General features: G+C 36.1%; 26 protein-coding genes. 6 read left to right on the top strand and 20 right to left on the bottom strand.

Annotation, left to right across the window (positions count from 1 at the left end):
- Positions 1-2: 2 nt before the first annotated feature.
- A complete protein-coding gene (locus IPJ63_03570) occupies positions 3-1,670 on the bottom strand; it encodes a hypothetical protein (GenBank protein ID QQR76549.1) in 1,668 nt (555 codons plus the stop codon).
- Positions 1,671-1,820: 150 nt separating this feature from the next.
- Here IPJ63_03570 and IPJ63_03565 point away from each other — a divergent pair, with 150 nt between their 5' ends.
- Complete coding sequence (locus IPJ63_03565) at positions 1,821-3,119, top strand: hypothetical protein (protein QQR76548.1); 1,299 nt, start codon at positions 1,821-1,823, stop codon at positions 3,117-3,119.
- A 33-nt stretch (positions 3,120-3,152) separates the two neighbouring features.
- Here IPJ63_03565 and IPJ63_03560 read toward each other — a convergent pair whose 3' ends face one another.
- The 3 genes from IPJ63_03560 to IPJ63_03550 are packed head-to-tail and all read right to left on the bottom strand — an operon-like array spanning position 3,153 to position 5,600.
- A complete protein-coding gene (locus tag IPJ63_03560) occupies positions 3,153-4,088 on the bottom strand; it encodes an EamA family transporter (protein QQR76547.1) in 936 nt (311 codons plus the stop codon).
- Positions 4,089-4,113: 25 nt separating this feature from the next.
- Positions 4,114-5,190 (bottom strand): molecular chaperone DnaJ, encoded by a 1,077-nt coding sequence (dnaJ, locus tag IPJ63_03555; protein QQR76546.1) that lies wholly within the window; start codon positions 5,188-5,190, stop codon positions 4,114-4,116.
- Between the two features lie 35 nt (positions 5,191-5,225).
- The gene (locus IPJ63_03550; protein QQR76545.1) at positions 5,226-5,600 is read right to left on the bottom strand and encodes a DoxX family protein; all 375 of its coding nucleotides are present in this window, start codon (positions 5,598-5,600) and stop codon (positions 5,226-5,228) included.
- A gap of 196 nt (positions 5,601-5,796) precedes the next feature.
- Here IPJ63_03550 and IPJ63_03545 point away from each other — a divergent pair, with 196 nt between their 5' ends.
- The gene (locus IPJ63_03545; GenBank protein QQR76544.1) at positions 5,797-5,997 is read left to right on the top strand and encodes a cold shock domain-containing protein; all 201 of its coding nucleotides are present in this window, start codon (positions 5,797-5,799) and stop codon (positions 5,995-5,997) included.
- A gap of 167 nt (positions 5,998-6,164) precedes the next feature.
- Here the strand turns inward: IPJ63_03545 and IPJ63_03540 are convergent, their stop codons facing one another.
- The 5 genes from IPJ63_03540 to IPJ63_03520 form a co-directional block, all read right to left on the bottom strand.
- Positions 6,165-6,881, bottom strand: a complete 717-nt coding sequence (locus tag IPJ63_03540) for a hypothetical protein (GenBank protein QQR76543.1) — start codon at positions 6,879-6,881, stop codon at positions 6,165-6,167.
- A gap of 30 nt (positions 6,882-6,911) precedes the next feature.
- On the bottom strand, positions 6,912-7,166 hold the full coding sequence (locus IPJ63_03535) for a DUF167 domain-containing protein (GenBank protein ID QQR76542.1): 255 nt from the start codon (positions 7,164-7,166) through the stop codon (positions 6,912-6,914).
- Between the two features lie 5 nt (positions 7,167-7,171).
- Complete coding sequence (locus tag IPJ63_03530; protein QQR76541.1) at positions 7,172-7,792, bottom strand: MBL fold metallo-hydrolase; 621 nt, start codon at positions 7,790-7,792, stop codon at positions 7,172-7,174.
- Positions 7,793-7,814: 22 nt separating this feature from the next.
- Positions 7,815-8,381 carry a hypothetical protein gene (locus IPJ63_03525; protein QQR76540.1) on the bottom strand — a complete coding sequence of 189 codons (567 nt, stop codon included), beginning with the start codon at positions 8,379-8,381 and terminating at the stop codon, positions 7,815-7,817.
- A gap of 82 nt (positions 8,382-8,463) precedes the next feature.
- Positions 8,464-8,724 carry an SWIB/MDM2 domain-containing protein gene (locus IPJ63_03520; protein ID QQR76539.1) on the bottom strand — a complete coding sequence of 87 codons (261 nt, stop codon included), beginning with the start codon at positions 8,722-8,724 and terminating at the stop codon, positions 8,464-8,466.
- A 177-nt stretch (positions 8,725-8,901) separates the two neighbouring features.
- Here IPJ63_03520 and IPJ63_03515 point away from each other — a divergent pair, with 177 nt between their 5' ends.
- The gene (locus tag IPJ63_03515) at positions 8,902-9,417 is read left to right on the top strand and encodes a DUF84 family protein (protein ID QQR76538.1); all 516 of its coding nucleotides are present in this window, start codon (positions 8,902-8,904) and stop codon (positions 9,415-9,417) included.
- Between the two features lie 67 nt (positions 9,418-9,484).
- Here the strand turns inward: IPJ63_03515 and IPJ63_03510 are convergent, their stop codons facing one another.
- Positions 9,485-9,889 (bottom strand): hypothetical protein, encoded by a 405-nt coding sequence (locus IPJ63_03510; GenBank protein QQR76537.1) that lies wholly within the window; start codon positions 9,887-9,889, stop codon positions 9,485-9,487.
- An 86-nt stretch (positions 9,890-9,975) separates the two neighbouring features.
- Here IPJ63_03510 and IPJ63_03505 point away from each other — a divergent pair, with 86 nt between their 5' ends.
- Positions 9,976-11,037: an acyl-CoA desaturase gene (locus IPJ63_03505; GenBank protein QQR76536.1), complete on the top strand. Its 1,062-nt coding sequence runs from the start codon at positions 9,976-9,978 to the stop codon at positions 11,035-11,037.
- Positions 11,038-11,072: 35 nt separating this feature from the next.
- On the opposite strand, the gene IPJ63_03500 is transcribed toward IPJ63_03505, so the two are convergent.
- The 5 genes from IPJ63_03500 to IPJ63_03480 form a co-directional block, all read right to left on the bottom strand.
- Positions 11,073-12,323: an NAD(P)/FAD-dependent oxidoreductase gene (locus tag IPJ63_03500; protein ID QQR76535.1), complete on the bottom strand. Its 1,251-nt coding sequence runs from the start codon at positions 12,321-12,323 to the stop codon at positions 11,073-11,075.
- Between the two features lie 11 nt (positions 12,324-12,334).
- Positions 12,335-12,733, bottom strand: coding sequence for a cupin domain-containing protein (locus tag IPJ63_03495; protein QQR76534.1), 399 nt, complete (start codon positions 12,731-12,733; stop codon positions 12,335-12,337).
- A gap of 79 nt (positions 12,734-12,812) precedes the next feature.
- Positions 12,813-12,950, bottom strand: a complete 138-nt coding sequence (locus IPJ63_03490) for a hypothetical protein (protein ID QQR76533.1) — start codon at positions 12,948-12,950, stop codon at positions 12,813-12,815.
- A 41-nt stretch (positions 12,951-12,991) separates the two neighbouring features.
- A complete protein-coding gene (locus tag IPJ63_03485; GenBank protein QQR76532.1) occupies positions 12,992-13,498 on the bottom strand; it encodes an SET domain-containing protein in 507 nt (168 codons plus the stop codon).
- A gap of 8 nt (positions 13,499-13,506) precedes the next feature.
- A complete protein-coding gene (locus IPJ63_03480; protein ID QQR76531.1) occupies positions 13,507-13,737 on the bottom strand; it encodes a DUF2132 domain-containing protein in 231 nt (76 codons plus the stop codon).
- A 49-nt stretch (positions 13,738-13,786) separates the two neighbouring features.
- On the opposite strand from IPJ63_03480, the gene IPJ63_03475 reads away from it, so the two are divergent.
- Positions 13,787-14,044 (top strand): alkylphosphonate utilization protein, encoded by a 258-nt coding sequence (locus IPJ63_03475; protein QQR76530.1) that lies wholly within the window; start codon positions 13,787-13,789, stop codon positions 14,042-14,044.
- Here the strand turns inward: IPJ63_03475 and IPJ63_03470 are convergent.
- Both IPJ63_03470 and IPJ63_03465 read right to left on the bottom strand, forming a co-directional pair.
- Complete coding sequence (locus IPJ63_03470; GenBank protein ID QQR76529.1) at positions 14,041-14,319, bottom strand: DUF1905 domain-containing protein; 279 nt, start codon at positions 14,317-14,319, stop codon at positions 14,041-14,043. The genes IPJ63_03475 and IPJ63_03470 overlap by 4 nt on opposite strands.
- 76 nt (positions 14,320-14,395) lie before the next feature.
- Positions 14,396-14,824, bottom strand: coding sequence for a hypothetical protein (locus tag IPJ63_03465; protein ID QQR76528.1), 429 nt, complete (start codon positions 14,822-14,824; stop codon positions 14,396-14,398).
- A gap of 110 nt (positions 14,825-14,934) precedes the next feature.
- Here IPJ63_03465 and IPJ63_03460 point away from each other — a divergent pair, with 110 nt between their 5' ends.
- Entirely contained in the window at positions 14,935-15,543 is a 609-nt protein-coding gene (locus IPJ63_03460; GenBank protein QQR76527.1) for a hypothetical protein, read from the top strand.
- 51 nt (positions 15,544-15,594) lie between these two features.
- Here IPJ63_03460 and IPJ63_03455 read toward each other — a convergent pair whose 3' ends face one another.
- From IPJ63_03455 to IPJ63_03445, 3 genes are read right to left on the bottom strand one after another with little or no spacing between them, the layout of a single operon-like run.
- A complete protein-coding gene (locus IPJ63_03455; GenBank protein ID QQR76526.1) occupies positions 15,595-15,990 on the bottom strand; it encodes a tryptophan-rich sensory protein in 396 nt (131 codons plus the stop codon).
- 7 nt (positions 15,991-15,997) lie between these two features.
- Positions 15,998-16,258, bottom strand: a complete 261-nt coding sequence (locus tag IPJ63_03450; GenBank protein ID QQR76525.1) for a rhodanese-like domain-containing protein — start codon at positions 16,256-16,258, stop codon at positions 15,998-16,000.
- 35 nt (positions 16,259-16,293) lie between these two features.
- On the bottom strand, positions 16,294-16,698 hold the full coding sequence (locus IPJ63_03445; protein ID QQR76524.1) for a hypothetical protein: 405 nt from the start codon (positions 16,696-16,698) through the stop codon (positions 16,294-16,296).
- Positions 16,699-16,744: the final 46 nt, after the last annotated feature.

Raw genomic sequence — 16,744 nt, 5'->3', positions numbered from 1 at the left:
ACTTATCTATCTAGCGCGGAAAGCTCAACATAAAACTCTGTTCCCTTTCCTTTTCCTTTTGATTCAAGCCAAATCTTGCCTTTGTGTGCATCAATAATTTCTTTTGCCAAGTAAAGTCCCAGCCCTGATCCACCAGTATTTACCTTACCGCCTTCTCCACGACTAAATTTCTGAAACAAAGTTTTTGCAATACTCGGTTCGATTCCCATACCAGTGTCTTTTATAGAAAGCAGGACTCGATCAAGAGGAGAATATGTTACGGATACATCTATTGAACCACCAGTTTCTGTGTATTTAATTGAATTGTCTATTAGGTTTATTATAACTTGGCAGATTTTCTCCATATCTCCGTTTACAAAGTAATTATTACTACTATCAGTACTGAATTTAAGCTTCAATCCTTTTTTCTCGGCCGTCACAGATAAATCAGCAGAAAGTGTACTAACGGCTTCGGTGAAATCAAAAGGCTTCATCTCATATTTCATTCCACCTTGTTCGATTTTTGAAACGTTTAACAAATCTTCAACAACCTTTGTTAGGTGCCTACTTGATTCAAAGACGCGATCAATAGCTTCTTTTTGTTTAGGTTGAACTTCTCCGAAAGATCCATCTAGGAGCATAGAAGTGTACCCAGTAATAGCTGTTAGTGGGCTTCTAAGTTGATGCGATGCAAGTGATAGAAACTCAGTTTTCAGTTTATCCAAATCTTTTAACTTCTCATTTGCTTCAGAAAGACTATTTGATAGCACTGTAAGTCTTTCTTTTTGTCTTATTTCACGCATAACACCTCGAATCAAGAAATATCCCACAATAGATAACAATCCTAGGGTTATAACTATGATTACATGGATAACATCTAGGCTATTTATAAACAATAGAGAGAATACTAGAGCGACTAGTGCTAACACTAGTACCTGCACTCCAATCAATCGCATATTAAATGCTTTATAGCGAACCATTGAATATGTAACTAATCCTAAAAACAAAACCATTCCAATAGGACCAAAAAGATTGAACTCATATTGTTGAGTTATTTCCCCCACTATGTTTGATAGTGCAAATATAGCTAGAAACAGAACGTTTCCAATCGTAATTATCATAGATTGTTTACGTTCTATAGGGTCTGGGATCTTGTGACTTTTACTTATACCCAAGAATAAAATTATTGGCAGAAGTGCAAATTCAAAAACATAAATCGCACCCCAAAACAGACCAAGTACTGATTGGCAGTTTATTAGATCAAATTCTCGCATCATATATTCGGAAGGTAAAAGCAAGGAAACTACTATCAAGAACAAAAAGAAAAATATTTTCAAGAAAGGACCTAAATCTTTTTTGTATACATATACATATACGAAATAAAATGAAGATATATATACTAGAACCTCAAACAATGCCAATATCTGCCATGAAAAGTGTACCAATCCAGCTCCAGCTGCAGTCCATTGGAACAAGATGCTTAGCACCCAAAAAGCGAAAGATATTGTAAGAGTTAAAAACAAAGATCCTCTAAGGGAAAATTTATCTTTAAAGAATATTAAAAATCCCATTATGAGACTTATAAAAACAATAGGGATATAAGAATAAAACAGTAGTCTAGGTGCTATTGAAAAATCAAACATTCCTAGTACGTTTGGTATTGCGTCTGGGCAAAGTAGTACTTCGTTCATATTTATTCCTCCGTTACAATAATAGAAAAATTTTCTCTAACTACTGAACTATAAAAAGTATATCCGACTGATATACCCATGAGTATAAATAAGAGCAATATAAAATATTTTGTCGTTTTATCCATACAAGTGTATAATCGATATTATATCATGAGAATTTTATTTATATCAAATGACCTTATAGCTGGAAACTTGGCCCGTCGACTTGTAGATGAAGGTCATGAGGTAAAGTTGTATGTTCATGAGCGCGCTCGTCGCGGAAACTTAGACTTTATAGTTCCCAAAACAACAAACTGGAAAGCAGAGCTTCCTTGGGTTGGGAAAAATGGACTTATTGTATTTGATGATGTTGGTTGGGGCAAAGAGCAATCAAAACTTAGAAAACAAGGCTATACAGTTTTTGGTGGATCTGTTGAAGGAGATAGGCTTGAGACCGATCGTGAATATGCTCAAATTATATTTAGTAAATACGGACTTAAAACAAAGGAGACAAAAGATTTTGAAGCAATGTATGACGCTATTGAGTATGTCGAGAAAAATCCAAAAGCTTGGGTTGTTAAACAAAACGGCCACGCTTCTAAAAGTATAAACTACGTGGGTTTCTTTGAAGACGGAAGAGATGTTTTAAGTGTGTTGAAAAATTATCTTACCAATCCAAAAATAAACAAAGAAAGGATAACTCTACAAGAAAAAATAAACGGGATTGAGATTGGAGTTGGTAGATATTTCAATGGCACTGATTGGGTTGGACCAATAGAATTCAATATAGAACATAAAAAATTCTTCCCAGGAGATATTGGCCCAACAACCAGTGAGATGGGTACCTTGGCTTGGTACAGCGAAGATGAAAACAACAAGCTATTCAAGGAAGTTTTAAATCCCCTAGCTCCCTATCTGAGAGAGATTGATTTTAGAGGAGATTTTGAAATTAACTGTATTGTAGACGAAGAAGGTGCGTGGCCACTTGAAGCTACTCCTAGGTTTGGATCACCTATTATTCACCTGCACGATGAAATACATGTATCGCCTTGGGGAGAATTTTTATACGCAGTGGCTCGAGGTGAAAAATATGATTTAAAATACAAGAAAGGCTATGGATTGGTCGTACTAATTGCTGTTCCACCTTTTCCTTATACAAAAAAAGAACCTTCAAGTGAGTTTTATGGGATGAATGTATTTTTCCACAATCTAACAGGTGAAGATCCTGAGCATATTCATTTTGAAGAAATTTCTAGAGATGTAGACAACGTGAATCAATTTTATATATCAGACAATCGTGGTTATGTGCTTTACGTCACCGGTATGGGAGAAACCTTACCTCTAGCCATAGAAGATACCTACAATCGCATAGACAAAGTTATCATTCCTAAGATGATTTATAGAAATGACGTTGGTAGACGTTTTATGGACCGAGATGAAAAGAGGCTTCGTGACTGGGGTTATCTATAGTAAAAACCGCTCATACGAGCGGTTTTTTATGTTTTAGTTTCGCATCTCAAGCATTGCGCCTCCGACAATCATAAGTACAATTGCAATTATTTTTGGTATAAGACTTGCTTTCGATAAGTTTTCATTGAAAATTTTTGGCAACAACAATGTTCCAATCACTCCAATTAAAAATACGTATAGAAATTGTAAAGATCCTACAGCATACACTTGTGCAATTTGAATTTTCAAGCTTGCGTACATTACTGCCACAAGACCAATAGCATTAAATACTTCATTTGAAATATTGAGTGCGATTGTAGTTTTACTCTTTCGATTTTCTCGCATAGTATCATGGAGTTCTTTTCTAAAACTAGGTAGAACTATATAGCAAACCAGAGCTGTTATCGCCATACCCAAGCTCATCCAAAACATTGCACTCGGGAAAAGAGATAGGTCATCCATCGCCTGAGTCTTGAAGAACACAGAACCGAGTGCAATTATGAGAGCTGCTATACTCATAAGCCCTGCCTCACGAGCTCTAAATTTAAACTCCTTGAAGTCTATTGTTAGCAAGGCTCCACCTAGAAGTACCAAGAAAGCGTAGAACAGGTTGTCTAATGCAAGTCTTTCGTCCAGAAATATTATTCCTAGTATGTATATGAAAACTCCTATTAGCTGAAAGAATGGAATGATTGATGATACTGGAACGTCTTCATTGTCTAGGGCTTTGAGATAAAACCATAGCCACACAAACTCCAGAAATCCAGATACTAGAAGAATTAAGATCGTAGATGTTGGTAGTATTATCTCTATTCCAGTAGACAGACTAATTACAAGAAAGACTATTGCAACCACAAAAGTAAACAATCCAGAAAATAGGAAGAGTGCTTTTATAGGAGCAACGTGCTTTACAAGATATGAATCAGATATATTTACAAGAGCAAAACATAGCGGTGCTACGATTGCGGCTAATATAAACCAAGTTTGCATATTTTTATTTATTAATTAATTAATTTTATAACCCCTCTTGTCTTAATTCCTCTATTTTTTCACGTGTTTTTTTATTTAATTTGTTTGGGAATTTGATTAGAATTTTTATGTGCAAATCCCCTCTTTTACCTTGAGATTTTGGTACACCTTTTTCTTTTATGCGTAAAATCTCTCCATGAGTAATCCCTTCGGGTATTTTAAGTGTCACCTCTCCGTCTAAAGTTTCAATTTTATAATCAGCTCCGAGTAAGGCGTCAGTAAGCTTTATACTCAGACTCATGTTTAGATTTGACCCTTCTCGAGTAAAGGTCGCATGTGGTGTTACGTTTATTTTTATATATAAGTCTCCTGTTGCTCCATGAGATATAGCTTCTCCCATACCTGTCATGCGTATCATCTCTCCGTTCTGGATACCACTAGGAATCTTTATAGAAACCTCTTCCTCACGGCGTCGCACACCAGCACCACGGCAATCTGCGCATTTTTCTTTTGGCACTTTTCCACTACCTCCACAATCATCACATACTCTATTTGTACTAATAGTTCCCAAGAAAGATCTTTTCATTTCTCTGATCTGACCATTTCCATTACAAGTCTTACAAGTTTCAGTACTAGTACCCTTTTTTGCACCACTACCTTCACAAGTATTACATGAAGAAACTTTTGTAATTAGTATTTTACGATTTACTCCAAAAACAGATTCATAAAAAGATATACTTAGTTCTGTGGAGATATCTCTACCTCTTCTGGATTGTCTACCGTGCCCCATTCCTCCTCCAAAGAATTCTGAGAATATTTCGTTTAGATCTCCCATATCAAAACCCTGGGCTCCTTGGAAACCCCCATTGAAATCAAAACCTCCAAATCCACCAGCTCCTGCTCCGCCACCTGGAAAACTCTGACCAAATTGGTCGTACTGAGCTCTTTTTGTTTCATCAGAAAGTGTCTGGTAAGCTTCGTTGGCTTCTTTGAACTTCGAATCATCCCCACTGTTTTTATCAGGATGGTATTTATGAGCTAGCTTGTGAAAAGCTTTTTTGATCTCATCTTTTGTGGCGGTCTTTGATACGCCAAGCACCTCATAGTAATCTTTTTTAGACATAGTTTTTATTTTATATCAGATTTTATATATAAAACCTAGAAAGAAACGAAAACTGAAGCAATCATAATCAAGCTCGCTCCTATAAGTGCCATATTTTTAGTAAAAGCGATTGTCTCATTCATTTTTGCACTAGGATCTTTCTCTTTCCAAAAAGCATGCATAATAAAAGTTGTAGGTACCAAAAATAGTACTATCAACCAAAAACCAAGTATCATTCTAATGTTTAGTAGTACAGACAATCCTCCAAGTAACATTATAATTCCTGATAAAACAACACTAAAACTAGCTGCTGGTACGCCTTTCATCTTTGCGTATCCAGTAAGGTTTTTGTAGTGAAAAACGTGATTTACTCCGTTATATATAAAATATCCTCCAAATATGATGCGTCCGATTAGAAATATAGTGTCCATAAAATGTGATTTTGTTACTTGTAATGTGCATAGAATTATACCATATAATGCCCTTTTAGATATAAAAAGTAGTTTTCCCCTTGACAGAACAGGCTTTATCCTGTATACTTGACATACAAAAGAAGTTGTGGTTCGAAATAAGTCGATTTCTCAAACATACCTTTCATTTGTAATTTTATTAGCTAGCAAAATTTTCATGACTGGTACTATAAAAACACTCGTAGATGGTAAAAATTTTGGATTCATCACTGCAGAAGGTTTCGATAAAGATCTTTTCTTTCACGCAAACTCTCTTTCAGGTGTTGATTTCTCAGATCTAAGACAAGGTGACACTGTGTCATTCGAAGTTGAAGACGGACCAAAAGGCAAAAGCGCTGTAAACGTTGCACGCGCATAATACCTCCGATTAGAAAAGAAAAACCGCTCTCACGAGTGGTTTTTCTTTTTACCAAATTATTTCTTGTCTTTCTTTGGCTTCTTTTTTTCTTTTCTTCTTGATTCGTTTCCTTTTGCCATGTTCTAAAAATTAAATTTATAAATACAATATATATATTAACACTTATTTTAATAAACAATATTCACAGTATTGCCCTCCTGTGTATATTTGAATTTTTCTGATTCTTGAACATGTCCATCTTCGTACACAACTGTTGCTGTATCTTTGGATGTACTTATATCTACACTAACAACATACCAGGATCCTCCTAAAACTGGTGCTTTTGTAGATATTGTAGATATGTTCTTGCGTATATAATCTTCTACAACAATCTTCTCAAACAAGTCTTCACAAGACACATCATTTAGTTCTAGGCTGTAGTCCACTGTATTTATATCTTTGTATACATAAATCCCATCACCTCTATCTACCATTTCCCCAAAACCGACACTAGCAACACCTTCGCCAAATATTATAGATAGTTGCTCCTTGTTTGTCATACCCTCACCTGTTGTTTCCCACCATACATCCGCTGTGCGTGCCATTGCCATCTTGTCTACATCCCCGACACTTCCAATAAAAGGCCCTCTTTTACTATCTTTTTCGGCAGGGATATTGTGAAGCTCACCTGTAACTTCTGTACCCTTCAGATACATTGTTAGCCAAGTCTTATCTATTAGCTTACTTGATGTTATATTTTCTCGGTAAAAACAAAGCTGTATCCCACCATTTGAGTCTGTCACGGGCTCTTGGTTTTTTGCAGGTCTATTGATTAGTAAATATCCTAGTATCCCAGCAACAACAATCACGCAAACAGCTAAAATTATTTTTTTATTTTTATTCATAATTATTTTTTGTTAATTCTAATTTTTAAATCAATTTATTTCAAAGATTTTAGTTTTTGAAGATTCTCCTTTGATGAGGTTTACTCTGCCTTGAGGGACATCAAAATATTTAGACAGTGCTTTTATGATTGCGCGATTAGCTTTTCCATCAACAGGGACATCTTTTACAAGCACTTTGTAGATTGGACTCTCCCGCACCAACCCCGGAAGATCCAACGGCTCTTCGGTTATACGCTCTACTTTTTCTACCTTCGAACCTGTCTTGGCTTTTACGACAATTTTCATTTTACTTAAGATATTTTAAAATCAGATTCAGCAAGTTCTAGGAATTTAATTTTTGTCTCAGGAGTTTTGTCATAATGCATAGATACCACTTCGTTGATTTTGCTAAATTTTCTTATAAATACAGAAGCCTCTTCTGGTCCAAAAGTATAAAATCCTCCAACTGGAATAAGTGCTAGGTCAACTTCTAAATTCGAAACATCTATACCTGATTCATAAAACATATCTCCAGCAAAATATATTTTTTTTGAATCGACTTCCAATAAAAATCCAAAGTTCTCTTCTAGTGGAGCAGAAACATTTGGGCCATGATCCACATTAAAAACTTTTAGATCTATATCACCTATCTTCAGATTGTCCCCATCTTTTATAGTAACAATCTCAAAAGGTAAAACATCTTCCCCGAGCGCTTCCTCACACTCATTGTTCACATAAACCTTCTTTGGACCAAGTGCTCTTATGTGATCAATCGAAAAATGATCTCCGTGAATATGGGAAACTAGGAAGGCGTCTACTTCTACACCTTCAAGTTTTTCGATTGGTGTAAATCTGCCTATATCCAAGGCTAATCTAAAACCATTTTCCGTTTCAAAAATAAACCCTGATTGTTCAAGCTTTTCAATCTTCATACTATATATAATAGCATATTTACTATTTCTTATATTTACCTCCAATTATGATTCCTGCCATTATTGTGTTCAAAATTATCATAAAAATTGAATGTAGCATTGTTGCTATATTGTAAGCCTGCAATGAAAACAGTGTCAGTATGTGCCTTACTACATTCATGCTGTATAAAACTGGGGTTTCTGTGCTGGGCTTTTCCCATGTTTTTCTAAGCGTAGGAATAAACGCAATCAAGTCTATACAAACCACAATAATCACAGATATGGTTGGGTCTTTACTTAAAACCCACGGAATTAAACCTAAAAGTGCAGCGATTAAAAAATATGTGTCTGTTTTCTTGATATTTTTAAATCCATATCTTAATGAGAATAAAAATATAATTAATGTAAAAATTTCGGCAGCCCCGGTTGGAATAGCTCCGACGCCTGCACCACCCGCAATCTGGCCAAAAAATATTACCCCCGATACAATTGTCCAAACAAGCCACGTATATGGATGCGGTTGAATTCTGTGCTTCAACACATCAATTAGGTATGGAATATTTCCCACTACTGCAATCACTCCTCCTAAGATCGCTAAAATTTCTTTCATATGTTAAATATAACTTTTATGTAGATAAAATAAAAATAATCCCCAGAAGAGATTATTTTTATTTCGCACAGACAGATTGTGATTATGAAAGGTGTTTTGAAACGAGCTTTGTCATTTCGAACATGTTCACTACTTCCTTCCCTCCAAACACAGCCTTTAGATTTGCATCTGCAATTATATTTCTCTTATTCTTTGGGTCTTGAAGATCATTCTTCTTGATGTATACCCATAGAGCTTTTACAACCTCAGAACGAGGCATTGGACCCTTTCCTACTACAGCTGCTAGTTCCTCACTAACATTCATAGGTTTCATAAATGCAGAATTTGCTTTTTTTGCTGGCATATTTTACTTTGGCCGAAACACACCTTTTAATGTGCTGGCTTACTAAATTAATTATTAAGTTCTCTAGCAAATACAATTATACAATATTTAGTATGGGTTTGTATATATGTAACTGGATAACTCTTTATTTGACAAAATTCAAATAATACTTTACTGTATGGACGAAATTGTAAACATATGAATGGAATAAAGATAACACTCGGTACCACCAGCACTCTAAAAAGAAGCGCTGTAGAGGAAGCTTGCAAAACACTTGGTCTTGATCTGATCTTAAGTGCAGTCAAGGTTCCTTCTGGCCAGAACGAACAGCCAGCAGGTTTTACTGAAATATATGCTGGCGCTTTGAACAGAGCACAGCTAGCCAAAGAAAAAGCGGATGATACTATCGCAATTGGTATTGAAAATGGAATTATCCGCCTTGCTCACAATTCACTTACACTCGAATTTGCTATGATTGTGGTCTTAACACCAGAAGATCGCGAGATAGTAGTTTCTTCTCCGGGTATAGTTTTTCCCGAACAATATGTTCGTGAAGCAAAAAGCCGTGGGTTTGAGAAAAATACCGTAGGCAGAGTTATTGCAGAAAAGCTTGGCGGAGACCATCAGGACCCGCACTCAATACTCTCTAAAGGTAAAATAACTCGAAAAGAAACCTTGGTGAGCGCATTGTTGCTTGCTCTAAAGCAAATATAAAAACAATCCCCGTATTTTACGGGGATTTATTTTTTTACTTATATAGTCTCAAGTATAAAAAGAGCGCTCAATTATTCTCCTTTGCCTGATAACTAATAAGCAACTCTATGTCTTTAAAATCTTTTTTACGCCCAAGTGCTTTTTTAAATTTTTTAAGTTCCTCTATGTTCATATAAGGGACACCGTCAATAAAAGTGGCTGATTGTATAGCATCTAGTGTAGTAGTTTTATATTCTTGCCACGAAAGTTCTGAATTTATTTCTACGTTATCTTTTTTCAAAAAAATCTTTCCATATCTGGTTTCCTCCCTCCATGCGTTACTAGACCTAAGTGAATTAAATAGTTCTTCTGTCACTGAAATATCAATATCAACAGCCTTTCTAATCCCAAGCTCCTCCATTAAAGCACTTCCTATTACAACATACCCCCCAATTGGTAGGCGTAAAGATTTAATCTTTTCACTAGTTTTCATACTTAGTATTATTACATTTTTGAAATAATTTGTTGATATTAATTTAGAATGTATACTTAATTCTAAACGTTCTAAAACAACCGAATATGAATATAAAATACAACAACACCGACAATTCATTCAAAAATGATTTGCTTCGCGAAATCAATGCTTATTTTGAGAAAAACAATATTTCAAAATACGGGAATTGGAATCTGCGTATTAAAACTATTTTTTTCTTGATCCTAATACCAGTTCTCTATGTATGTATAGTTTTCTATACACCTGATAGTACTGGTGCTGCTCTTTTCCTTTGTGCACTACTGGGACTCGTATTTGCAGGAGTTGGATTCAACATCATGCACGACGCATCACATGGAGCATATTCAAAAAAGAGATGGGTCAATGAAATCATGGTCCGATCTCTTGAGTTACTAGGTGCTTCAAGTCCACTATGGAAGAAGAAACATGTTGTCCTGCATCACTCTTATGTAAATACAGTTGCCGATGAGGATATAAGTTTCTATCCACTGATTCGGACACTAAAAGATGAGCATAAAAAATTATTCTTTCATCGCTTCCAGGCATTTTATGCGCCACTCTTGTATTGCTTGCTCTATATATCCTGGGTCGCAATCATGGATTTCAGAAAATACTTTTCGGGAAAAGTTCACGGTCATAGTATAAAAATGAGCAAACTCGATCACGTGTTATTTTGGGTTAGTAAGATAAGTTATGCTTTTATTTTTCTAATCTTACCTTGGATATTGATTGGATTTGTTCCTATGTTAATCGGCTTTAGCGTGTGCGGTGTAACTTGCGGATTTGTAATATCAATAGTATTTCAACTAGCGCATGTTGTAGAGACGAGCACATTTCCTATGGTAGATAAAGAAACGGGTAAGATTGAAGTATCTTGGGCAGAGAGCCAAGTTAGAGAAACTTCAGACTTTGCGGTAAATTCCAAAGTCATATCTTGGTTAGTAGGAGGTTTGAATTTTCAAACAGTTCATCATCTATTTCCAAACATATCTCACGTGCATTATCCAAAGATGTCAGGAATAGTAGAAAGTGTTTGCAAGAAACACAATATAACCTACAACAAAATATCCTTTTTTGGCGCCATACGGTCACACTTCAAAACATTGTACAAACTAGGCGTCGCCTAAAAACAAAAGCCCTTGCGCATGCGAGGGCTTTTTCTTTATACATTTTTACCTGCGACATATCCAGTCGTCCAACAAAGCTGTAGTGAAAAGCCACCCGAAGGCCTGTTTATGTGGAGTAAGTCTCCTGTTAGATATAGATTGTTGTAAAGCTTGGAGCGCATAGTCTTGGTGTCTATCTCGGTCAACACAACCCCTCCATCGGCCACCACAGCTCTGTCATAGCCCATTAGGCCAGATATTGTTACAGGTAGGGCTTTGAGAGTCTGGACTATGTATTTACGTTCTTCTTTTGTTATAGAGTGAACCTTTGTATCAAAATCTATATCCTTGAACAACATTTCCAGTCCCTTTGTCATACCTGGTGGAACTATATCCTTGAAAACATTTTTAAGAGCTTTGTTTTTGTTTGCGTCAAAGACTTTAATTATTTTCTTTTCCAAATCACCAAGTTCTGTATCTGGGTATGCATCTATCTTTGCAGTTACAATACCGCTGTGTAGTAAATCGGAAACTTTTTTTGAACTATTTAAAATCAGTGGTCCAGATAAACCAAAGTGTGTGAAGAGTACTTTGCCAGTTTTTGAAAATTGCTTCTTGCCGTCCAGATAAAATATTATTTTCATAAAAGACATAGAAACCCCCGCGAGTTCGTGTACCCATTTCTCTGGAACCTTAAGTGGTACGATTGTAGGTGTAGGATTTACAACTTCATGACCGAGATCACGAAGCCACTTGAAACCATCGCCAGTAGAACCAGTTTCTGGATGCGAAACTCCTCCTGTAGCAAATATAAAAGATTTGGATTTGTATATTCCATCTTTTGTCTTTACACTAGCAATATTTTTACCACTACCATCGCGCACAATCTTTAACACTGCTTCACCGAGTCTGACTTCTACCTTGCCTCTATCAATATATTTTTTGAGTGTTTGATACACATCATAAGCCTTCTCGCTTTCGGGGAATGCACGTTTGCGGGCTTGGACTACTATAGGTAGGCCCAGTTTTTCAAAAAAAGTAAAAGTATCCTTGTTGCTAAATTGTGAAAATGGCGAAAATAAAAAATCCGCCGATGAGTCATATGATTTTAGGAGTGTACGCAGATCTTCTTCGGCATTTGTTATGTTACATCTACCGCCTCCAGTAATCTTGAGTTTTTCTCCGAGAGATTGATTCTTCTCAAGTATCAACACCCTCTTGCCGTTCTCTGCAGCAACTCCAGCAGCCATCATGCCACTTGCACCACCTCCAACTACTATACAATCGTATATTTCACTACTTTTCATCTCTATCTAGATTATTCAGTAGTTACTCCATCAAATTCTGCTTCTTCGGCCATGGCGATAGCTTTTGTCTCACGTATGATTCCGTCTTTGTGATGAGCTGGAGAATATATTGTGTACAGCTTTAAACTTTCAGTATCAGAAGTATTTATAACATTGTGTTCTGCGCCACTTGGAACAACAACAGCATCACCGTCAGTCACATCATAAGTATTGCCATCAATCAGCACTTTACCATTCCCCTTTTCAAATCTAAAAAATTGATCGTTTTCAGTGTGCACTTCAAGACCAATCTCTTCACCTGGTAAAAGACTCATCAATACAAGCTGTGAGTGCTTGCCTGTATATAAAACCTTGCGAAAAGCTTCGTTTTCTTGTGTTAATTTTTCTATATTGTCTTTGTATCCTTTCATATCCTTATTATACAACAATCTTGCTTTACTAATCCATCAAACAAAAAACCGCTCCGGTTATGAGGGTTTTTGCGAGAATTTACTTTCTTCTCTTGCTTTTTCGATTTAACTTAGGCTTTCGAGCCGCAAGCATCGCCTTCTTTGCAGCAAGACGCTTCTTTGTCTTGCGAGGGTGATGATTTTGAGGCTTGATATCCTGACTTGTTCTTTTTGCCATATCCCCAATATTAAACTAATTTTGATAAATAGTACAGCATACTACCCTCTTATTTTTAAAATGAAATCCGGAACAATTTTGTTTTTCTTGTATATATCTTGGGTTTTTTTGGATAATTTTGCAAAATTCTTTACAATCTTTCTGCATTTATCACTTCCACAGTTACATTTCATCGTCCAAATATCATCCTTGGCTATGATCGTCGAATAGTCAATAAAAACCTCACTCCATTTTAATATCTCACTGATTGAATATACATAGAGCTTGTCGTTATCTTTAACAACTTTGGCGTTTGGCGTACACGAGTGATTGACCATATCAGCCAATCTGTCTTTTGGGCTAATAAAAAGGTCTCTGTCGAATCGGTATGCATTTGACCTTTCTGTTTCATCCATATCATCATCTTCATCGCAGGTCACAAATCTACCTTTTACTTCGAACAATCTTTTTCCTTCTCCGAAACCAATACGTGTAAAAACACCTTTTCCATTGCGTGTTTTTCTAATAGCAAAAAACTTTTTCTCTCTTGAGTCCAAAATAGTAGGCATAATCAGATTTACTTTATGTTCATTTTCTTCGCGGTGTAAATATACAAATCCTCAACCTTTTTTCTGGCCCAAGGAGTTCTGCGTAAAAAAGTAAGACTAGACTTGATACTTGGGTCATTTATAAAACAATTGATATTGATCTGGCTGCCGAGCTCTTCCCAGCCATATTGCTCAACTAAAAACGTGAGTATGAACTCAAGCGTCTTGCCTTGCAATGGATTGTTTGGGTGTTCTTGCATAGATATCGCATTCTACCATTTTTACAAAATCCGGTATACAATCATTGTTATGAACAACACAAACAACACAGAAGAAGATGAAATAGAAGATTTGGTTGAGACAAAAGACAGCAACGGAAACACTCTCGCACACGGAGATTCTGTAATCTTGATCAAAGACTTAAAATTAAAAGGTAGTTCGATTGTCATAAAGAAAGGCACAAAAGTTAAAAGTATTCGCCTAACTGATGAACCAAACGAAATAGAGTGTAGTGTAGACGGCATGAAAGGTATTGTTCTAAAAACAGAATTTCTAAAAAAAGCTTAGAGTATTTTTACTTTTATATTCACATCGTCTCCTTCGAAAATCCCCTCCTTGGAGCGGATTTTCTTATTTATGCAAAGTAAATATCCAGATTCTTTGTGAGGAAAAAGCGAAGTATCCCAAGCACTGTCGCCAATCTCTGCGCGGATTTTAACGAATCCTTTTGTAAAAACTTTACGTATATCTTGAGATAGTTTTTTATCCAAAGTAACAAAGTGCCACCCTCCGTCACCCGGCCAGCGCCAAACTTTTGTTTTGATTGTAAAATTCTTTTTCATAAAAACACTATATCCTTATTTTAAAACTAATCAACAAAAAACGCATAATTTTATTTATGTGTTTTTTGTTGAACTTCTATTTTCTTGAATGAATTGCAATATACCCGAGTAGTACAGCATATACGATGTGATCATCGACAAAAGGATTGTTCTCGGGGAAAAGTAGTGCTAAGTACATAAGTATTAGCATCATTATACCAGCAAGCGCTCCCCATTTAACATATCTATTTAAGATAAGGGTTACTCCAACAAAAAGAAGTCCCAACATGAACAACCAGTCTACTAGCGCAATTCCCGCTAGGCTATTGAAAAATGTAGCGAAAGGACCAACAACTGCATGTGTTAGGAATCCGCTTGTCGGACTTCCTCCTAAAATCCAAGCTTTGTCAGCGGTCGTAGCAAAACCTAGGCCGAAAGTCTTGTCTAAAAAAGCCCAAAGAAAAATAAAACCCATCAACAAACGAAGAGTAGTAATAGAGAATACTTTTGTAAAAATGTTTTTCATATAACTATATTTTACACCCATAAATAATATGGCTCAAGGAAACTTACCGTTTATTATTAATAATTGACTATATTTATAATTTATTGTACAATAGTAAAAATATTCTTTCCATGAACGAAATCATGAAGTACCTTTATACTTTACAAAACGTAACCAAGAAACCCGTAAGTCTCAAAACTGCCGAAATTTTCTTTAAACAGAGGGAGTATGCGTGGGCAATACAGGAGATCAAAAATGTTATGCAAATCCCCCACAAGATAAAGGTTGTCTCTAAAAAAGACCTGAACAAGCCGGCGCATGTACTCGTACCTTTAATATTTATTGAAGGAAAAAATAAGCTCCTTGATCACGTGTTTATCATAGAGATATCCAATACCATAACTTTAGACTTTGATGTATTCGTAACTACTATAAGCCACGAGCTCTCTCATATATATTTGTACTATCACAATTACAAAGATATAAAACACATAGAGAAAGCTGTGGATGTCACGGCTATGGCACTTGGCTTCTCGGCCAACTTTGTAAGAGCAAGGAGAAATCATAGCAATCTTTTTCCAGGACTCGCACTGAGATACGGATACTTGTCAGACGAAGAAATAGAGTTTGTACACGACTCGATTATTAAAGAGCGTAAATTCAAACCAAAGGAAAAGAAATCAGGATCAGAACAAAAGAAAAAAGGTTTCTTTAATTTGATCAGAGAACTATTTCAATAACCAATAACCCGAAAGGGTTATTTTATTTTATTCAAAATACTCGAGTAATATTTATCTGTTTATAAAAGTAATAGTGAGCTGGAGTACTGTTGCAAAAGTAACCCATAGTAGATATGGGATCTGGATGTAAGTGATCCAGCGAGCGTGCGGAAATATAGCAACCATCGCCCATACGAGCGTTCCGAGCACGAGCAATATGTCTATCGCCGCGAGGGTATTGTTCTTGAGCCCAAATTGGAAATATGTAAATGAAAAATTGAAAACCAAGTTCAAAATAAAAGGCAATGCCACAATAAAAGGAATTTGTTTGGTTACTAGCTTGTAAAACACATTTCCAAAAGATATTGCGATCAATACATACAGAAAAGTCCATACAGGGCCAAATATCCAAGATGGCGGTGCCCAAGAGGGTTTCAACAGCTCAGAATACGATGTGAAGTTTTTCATATATGCATTATACCAAAGTTTGACTCAAGTATTCTTTTGCATCCTCTAGCCCGCCGAGATTTGTAACATTGGTGAAGCCCTCTTGCTCGAGTATGTCCTTTGCTCTGCCTGATCTACCACCACTACGGCAATACAGTCCGATCTCTGCATCTTTCGGTAATTCTGGTATCTTACCCTCCATCATATCTGCAAGGTCAAAGTTCATCGCTCCAGCGACAGCTCCTTCTTCAAATTCTTCTTTTGTGCGAACGTCGATTATGTATTTCATGTGTCTATTTTAACATTTACAAAAATAAAACACCGCTATACACGGCGTTTTCTTTTTATTTTATTTTTTCTTCTGTTTTGTCTTTTTCTCTCTTTTCTCGTTTTATTTTCTAAATGAATCCTTGCTCCTAATTCTCTGATTTTATTGACCTCTTCTGTTGTCCAGAAGATCGTCGGAACGACGCCACCTATCCCAGATACGGCATTTGGCTCAAAGCCTAAGTGACTTGTGCACATATAGCATATGACTTCAATATCTTTTGACGAGACACCAGAACTACTCCTGTTGTCATATCCCAAGATACAGCAGTTTTTGTACGGTGATATATTTTTACTACATCTTACACAAACGACTTCTTTTGGAGCTTTTTGTGTTTTATTTTTCAAAAATGAAAATATGTTCATTCCCATAAGAACTTTTGTTTTTTGTGATATTAGCATACCTAAAAATGATATCAAGCAAACAAAAACCCGGCGTATCCTCGCC

The organism is Candidatus Nomurabacteria bacterium, assembly GCA_016699365.1.
Classification (GTDB): domain Bacteria; phylum Patescibacteriota; class Minisyncoccia; order Phycocordibacterales; family UBA9973; genus CAZLWF01.
The sequence above is the reverse complement of the archived record's forward strand: the minus strand, read 5'-3'. Positions and strand labels throughout refer to the sequence as shown.

Excerpts from the sequence above, each read along its gene's own strand:
- IPJ63_03570 (QQR76549.1), bottom strand. The coding sequence starts at position 1,670 with ATGAACGAAGTACTACTTTGCCCAGACGCAATACCAAACGTACTAGGA.
- IPJ63_03565 (QQR76548.1), top strand. The coding sequence starts at position 1,821 with ATGAGAATTTTATTTATATCAAATGACCTTATAGCTGGAAACTTGGCC.
- IPJ63_03560 (QQR76547.1), bottom strand. The coding sequence starts at position 4,088 with ATGCAAACTTGGTTTATATTAGCCGCAATCGTAGCACCGCTATGTTTT.
- dnaJ (QQR76546.1), bottom strand. The coding sequence starts at position 5,190 with ATGTCTAAAAAAGATTACTATGAGGTGCTTGGCGTATCAAAGACCGCC.
- IPJ63_03550 (QQR76545.1), bottom strand. The coding sequence starts at position 5,600 with ATGGACACTATATTTCTAATCGGACGCATCATATTTGGAGGATATTTT.
- IPJ63_03545 (QQR76544.1), top strand. The coding sequence starts at position 5,797 with ATGACTGGTACTATAAAAACACTCGTAGATGGTAAAAATTTTGGATTC.
- IPJ63_03540 (QQR76543.1), bottom strand. The coding sequence starts at position 6,881 with ATGAATAAAAATAAAAAAATAATTTTAGCTGTTTGCGTGATTGTTGTT.
- IPJ63_03535 (QQR76542.1), bottom strand. The coding sequence starts at position 7,166 with ATGAAAATTGTCGTAAAAGCCAAGACAGGTTCGAAGGTAGAAAAAGTA.
- IPJ63_03530 (QQR76541.1), bottom strand. The coding sequence starts at position 7,792 with ATGAAGATTGAAAAGCTTGAACAATCAGGGTTTATTTTTGAAACGGAA.
- IPJ63_03525 (QQR76540.1), bottom strand. The coding sequence starts at position 8,381 with ATGAAAGAAATTTTAGCGATCTTAGGAGGAGTGATTGCAGTAGTGGGA.
- IPJ63_03520 (QQR76539.1), bottom strand. The coding sequence starts at position 8,724 with ATGCCAGCAAAAAAAGCAAATTCTGCATTTATGAAACCTATGAATGTT.
- IPJ63_03515 (QQR76538.1), top strand. The coding sequence starts at position 8,902 with ATGAATGGAATAAAGATAACACTCGGTACCACCAGCACTCTAAAAAGA.
- IPJ63_03510 (QQR76537.1), bottom strand. The coding sequence starts at position 9,889 with ATGAAAACTAGTGAAAAGATTAAATCTTTACGCCTACCAATTGGGGGG.
- IPJ63_03505 (QQR76536.1), top strand. The coding sequence starts at position 9,976 with ATGAATATAAAATACAACAACACCGACAATTCATTCAAAAATGATTTG.
- IPJ63_03500 (QQR76535.1), bottom strand. The coding sequence starts at position 12,323 with ATGAAAAGTAGTGAAATATACGATTGTATAGTAGTTGGAGGTGGTGCA.
- IPJ63_03495 (QQR76534.1), bottom strand. The coding sequence starts at position 12,733 with ATGAAAGGATACAAAGACAATATAGAAAAATTAACACAAGAAAACGAA.
- IPJ63_03490 (QQR76533.1), bottom strand. The coding sequence starts at position 12,950 with ATGGCAAAAAGAACAAGTCAGGATATCAAGCCTCAAAATCATCACCCT.
- IPJ63_03485 (QQR76532.1), bottom strand. The coding sequence starts at position 13,498 with ATGCCTACTATTTTGGACTCAAGAGAGAAAAAGTTTTTTGCTATTAGA.
- IPJ63_03480 (QQR76531.1), bottom strand. The coding sequence starts at position 13,737 with ATGCAAGAACACCCAAACAATCCATTGCAAGGCAAGACGCTTGAGTTC.
- IPJ63_03475 (QQR76530.1), top strand. The coding sequence starts at position 13,787 with ATGAACAACACAAACAACACAGAAGAAGATGAAATAGAAGATTTGGTT.
- IPJ63_03470 (QQR76529.1), bottom strand. The coding sequence starts at position 14,319 with ATGAAAAAGAATTTTACAATCAAAACAAAAGTTTGGCGCTGGCCGGGT.
- IPJ63_03465 (QQR76528.1), bottom strand. The coding sequence starts at position 14,824 with ATGAAAAACATTTTTACAAAAGTATTCTCTATTACTACTCTTCGTTTG.
- IPJ63_03460 (QQR76527.1), top strand. The coding sequence starts at position 14,935 with ATGAACGAAATCATGAAGTACCTTTATACTTTACAAAACGTAACCAAG.
- IPJ63_03455 (QQR76526.1), bottom strand. The coding sequence starts at position 15,990 with ATGAAAAACTTCACATCGTATTCTGAGCTGTTGAAACCCTCTTGGGCA.
- IPJ63_03450 (QQR76525.1), bottom strand. The coding sequence starts at position 16,258 with ATGAAATACATAATCGACGTTCGCACAAAAGAAGAATTTGAAGAAGGA.
- IPJ63_03445 (QQR76524.1), bottom strand. The coding sequence starts at position 16,698 with ATGCTAATATCACAAAAAACAAAAGTTCTTATGGGAATGAACATATTT.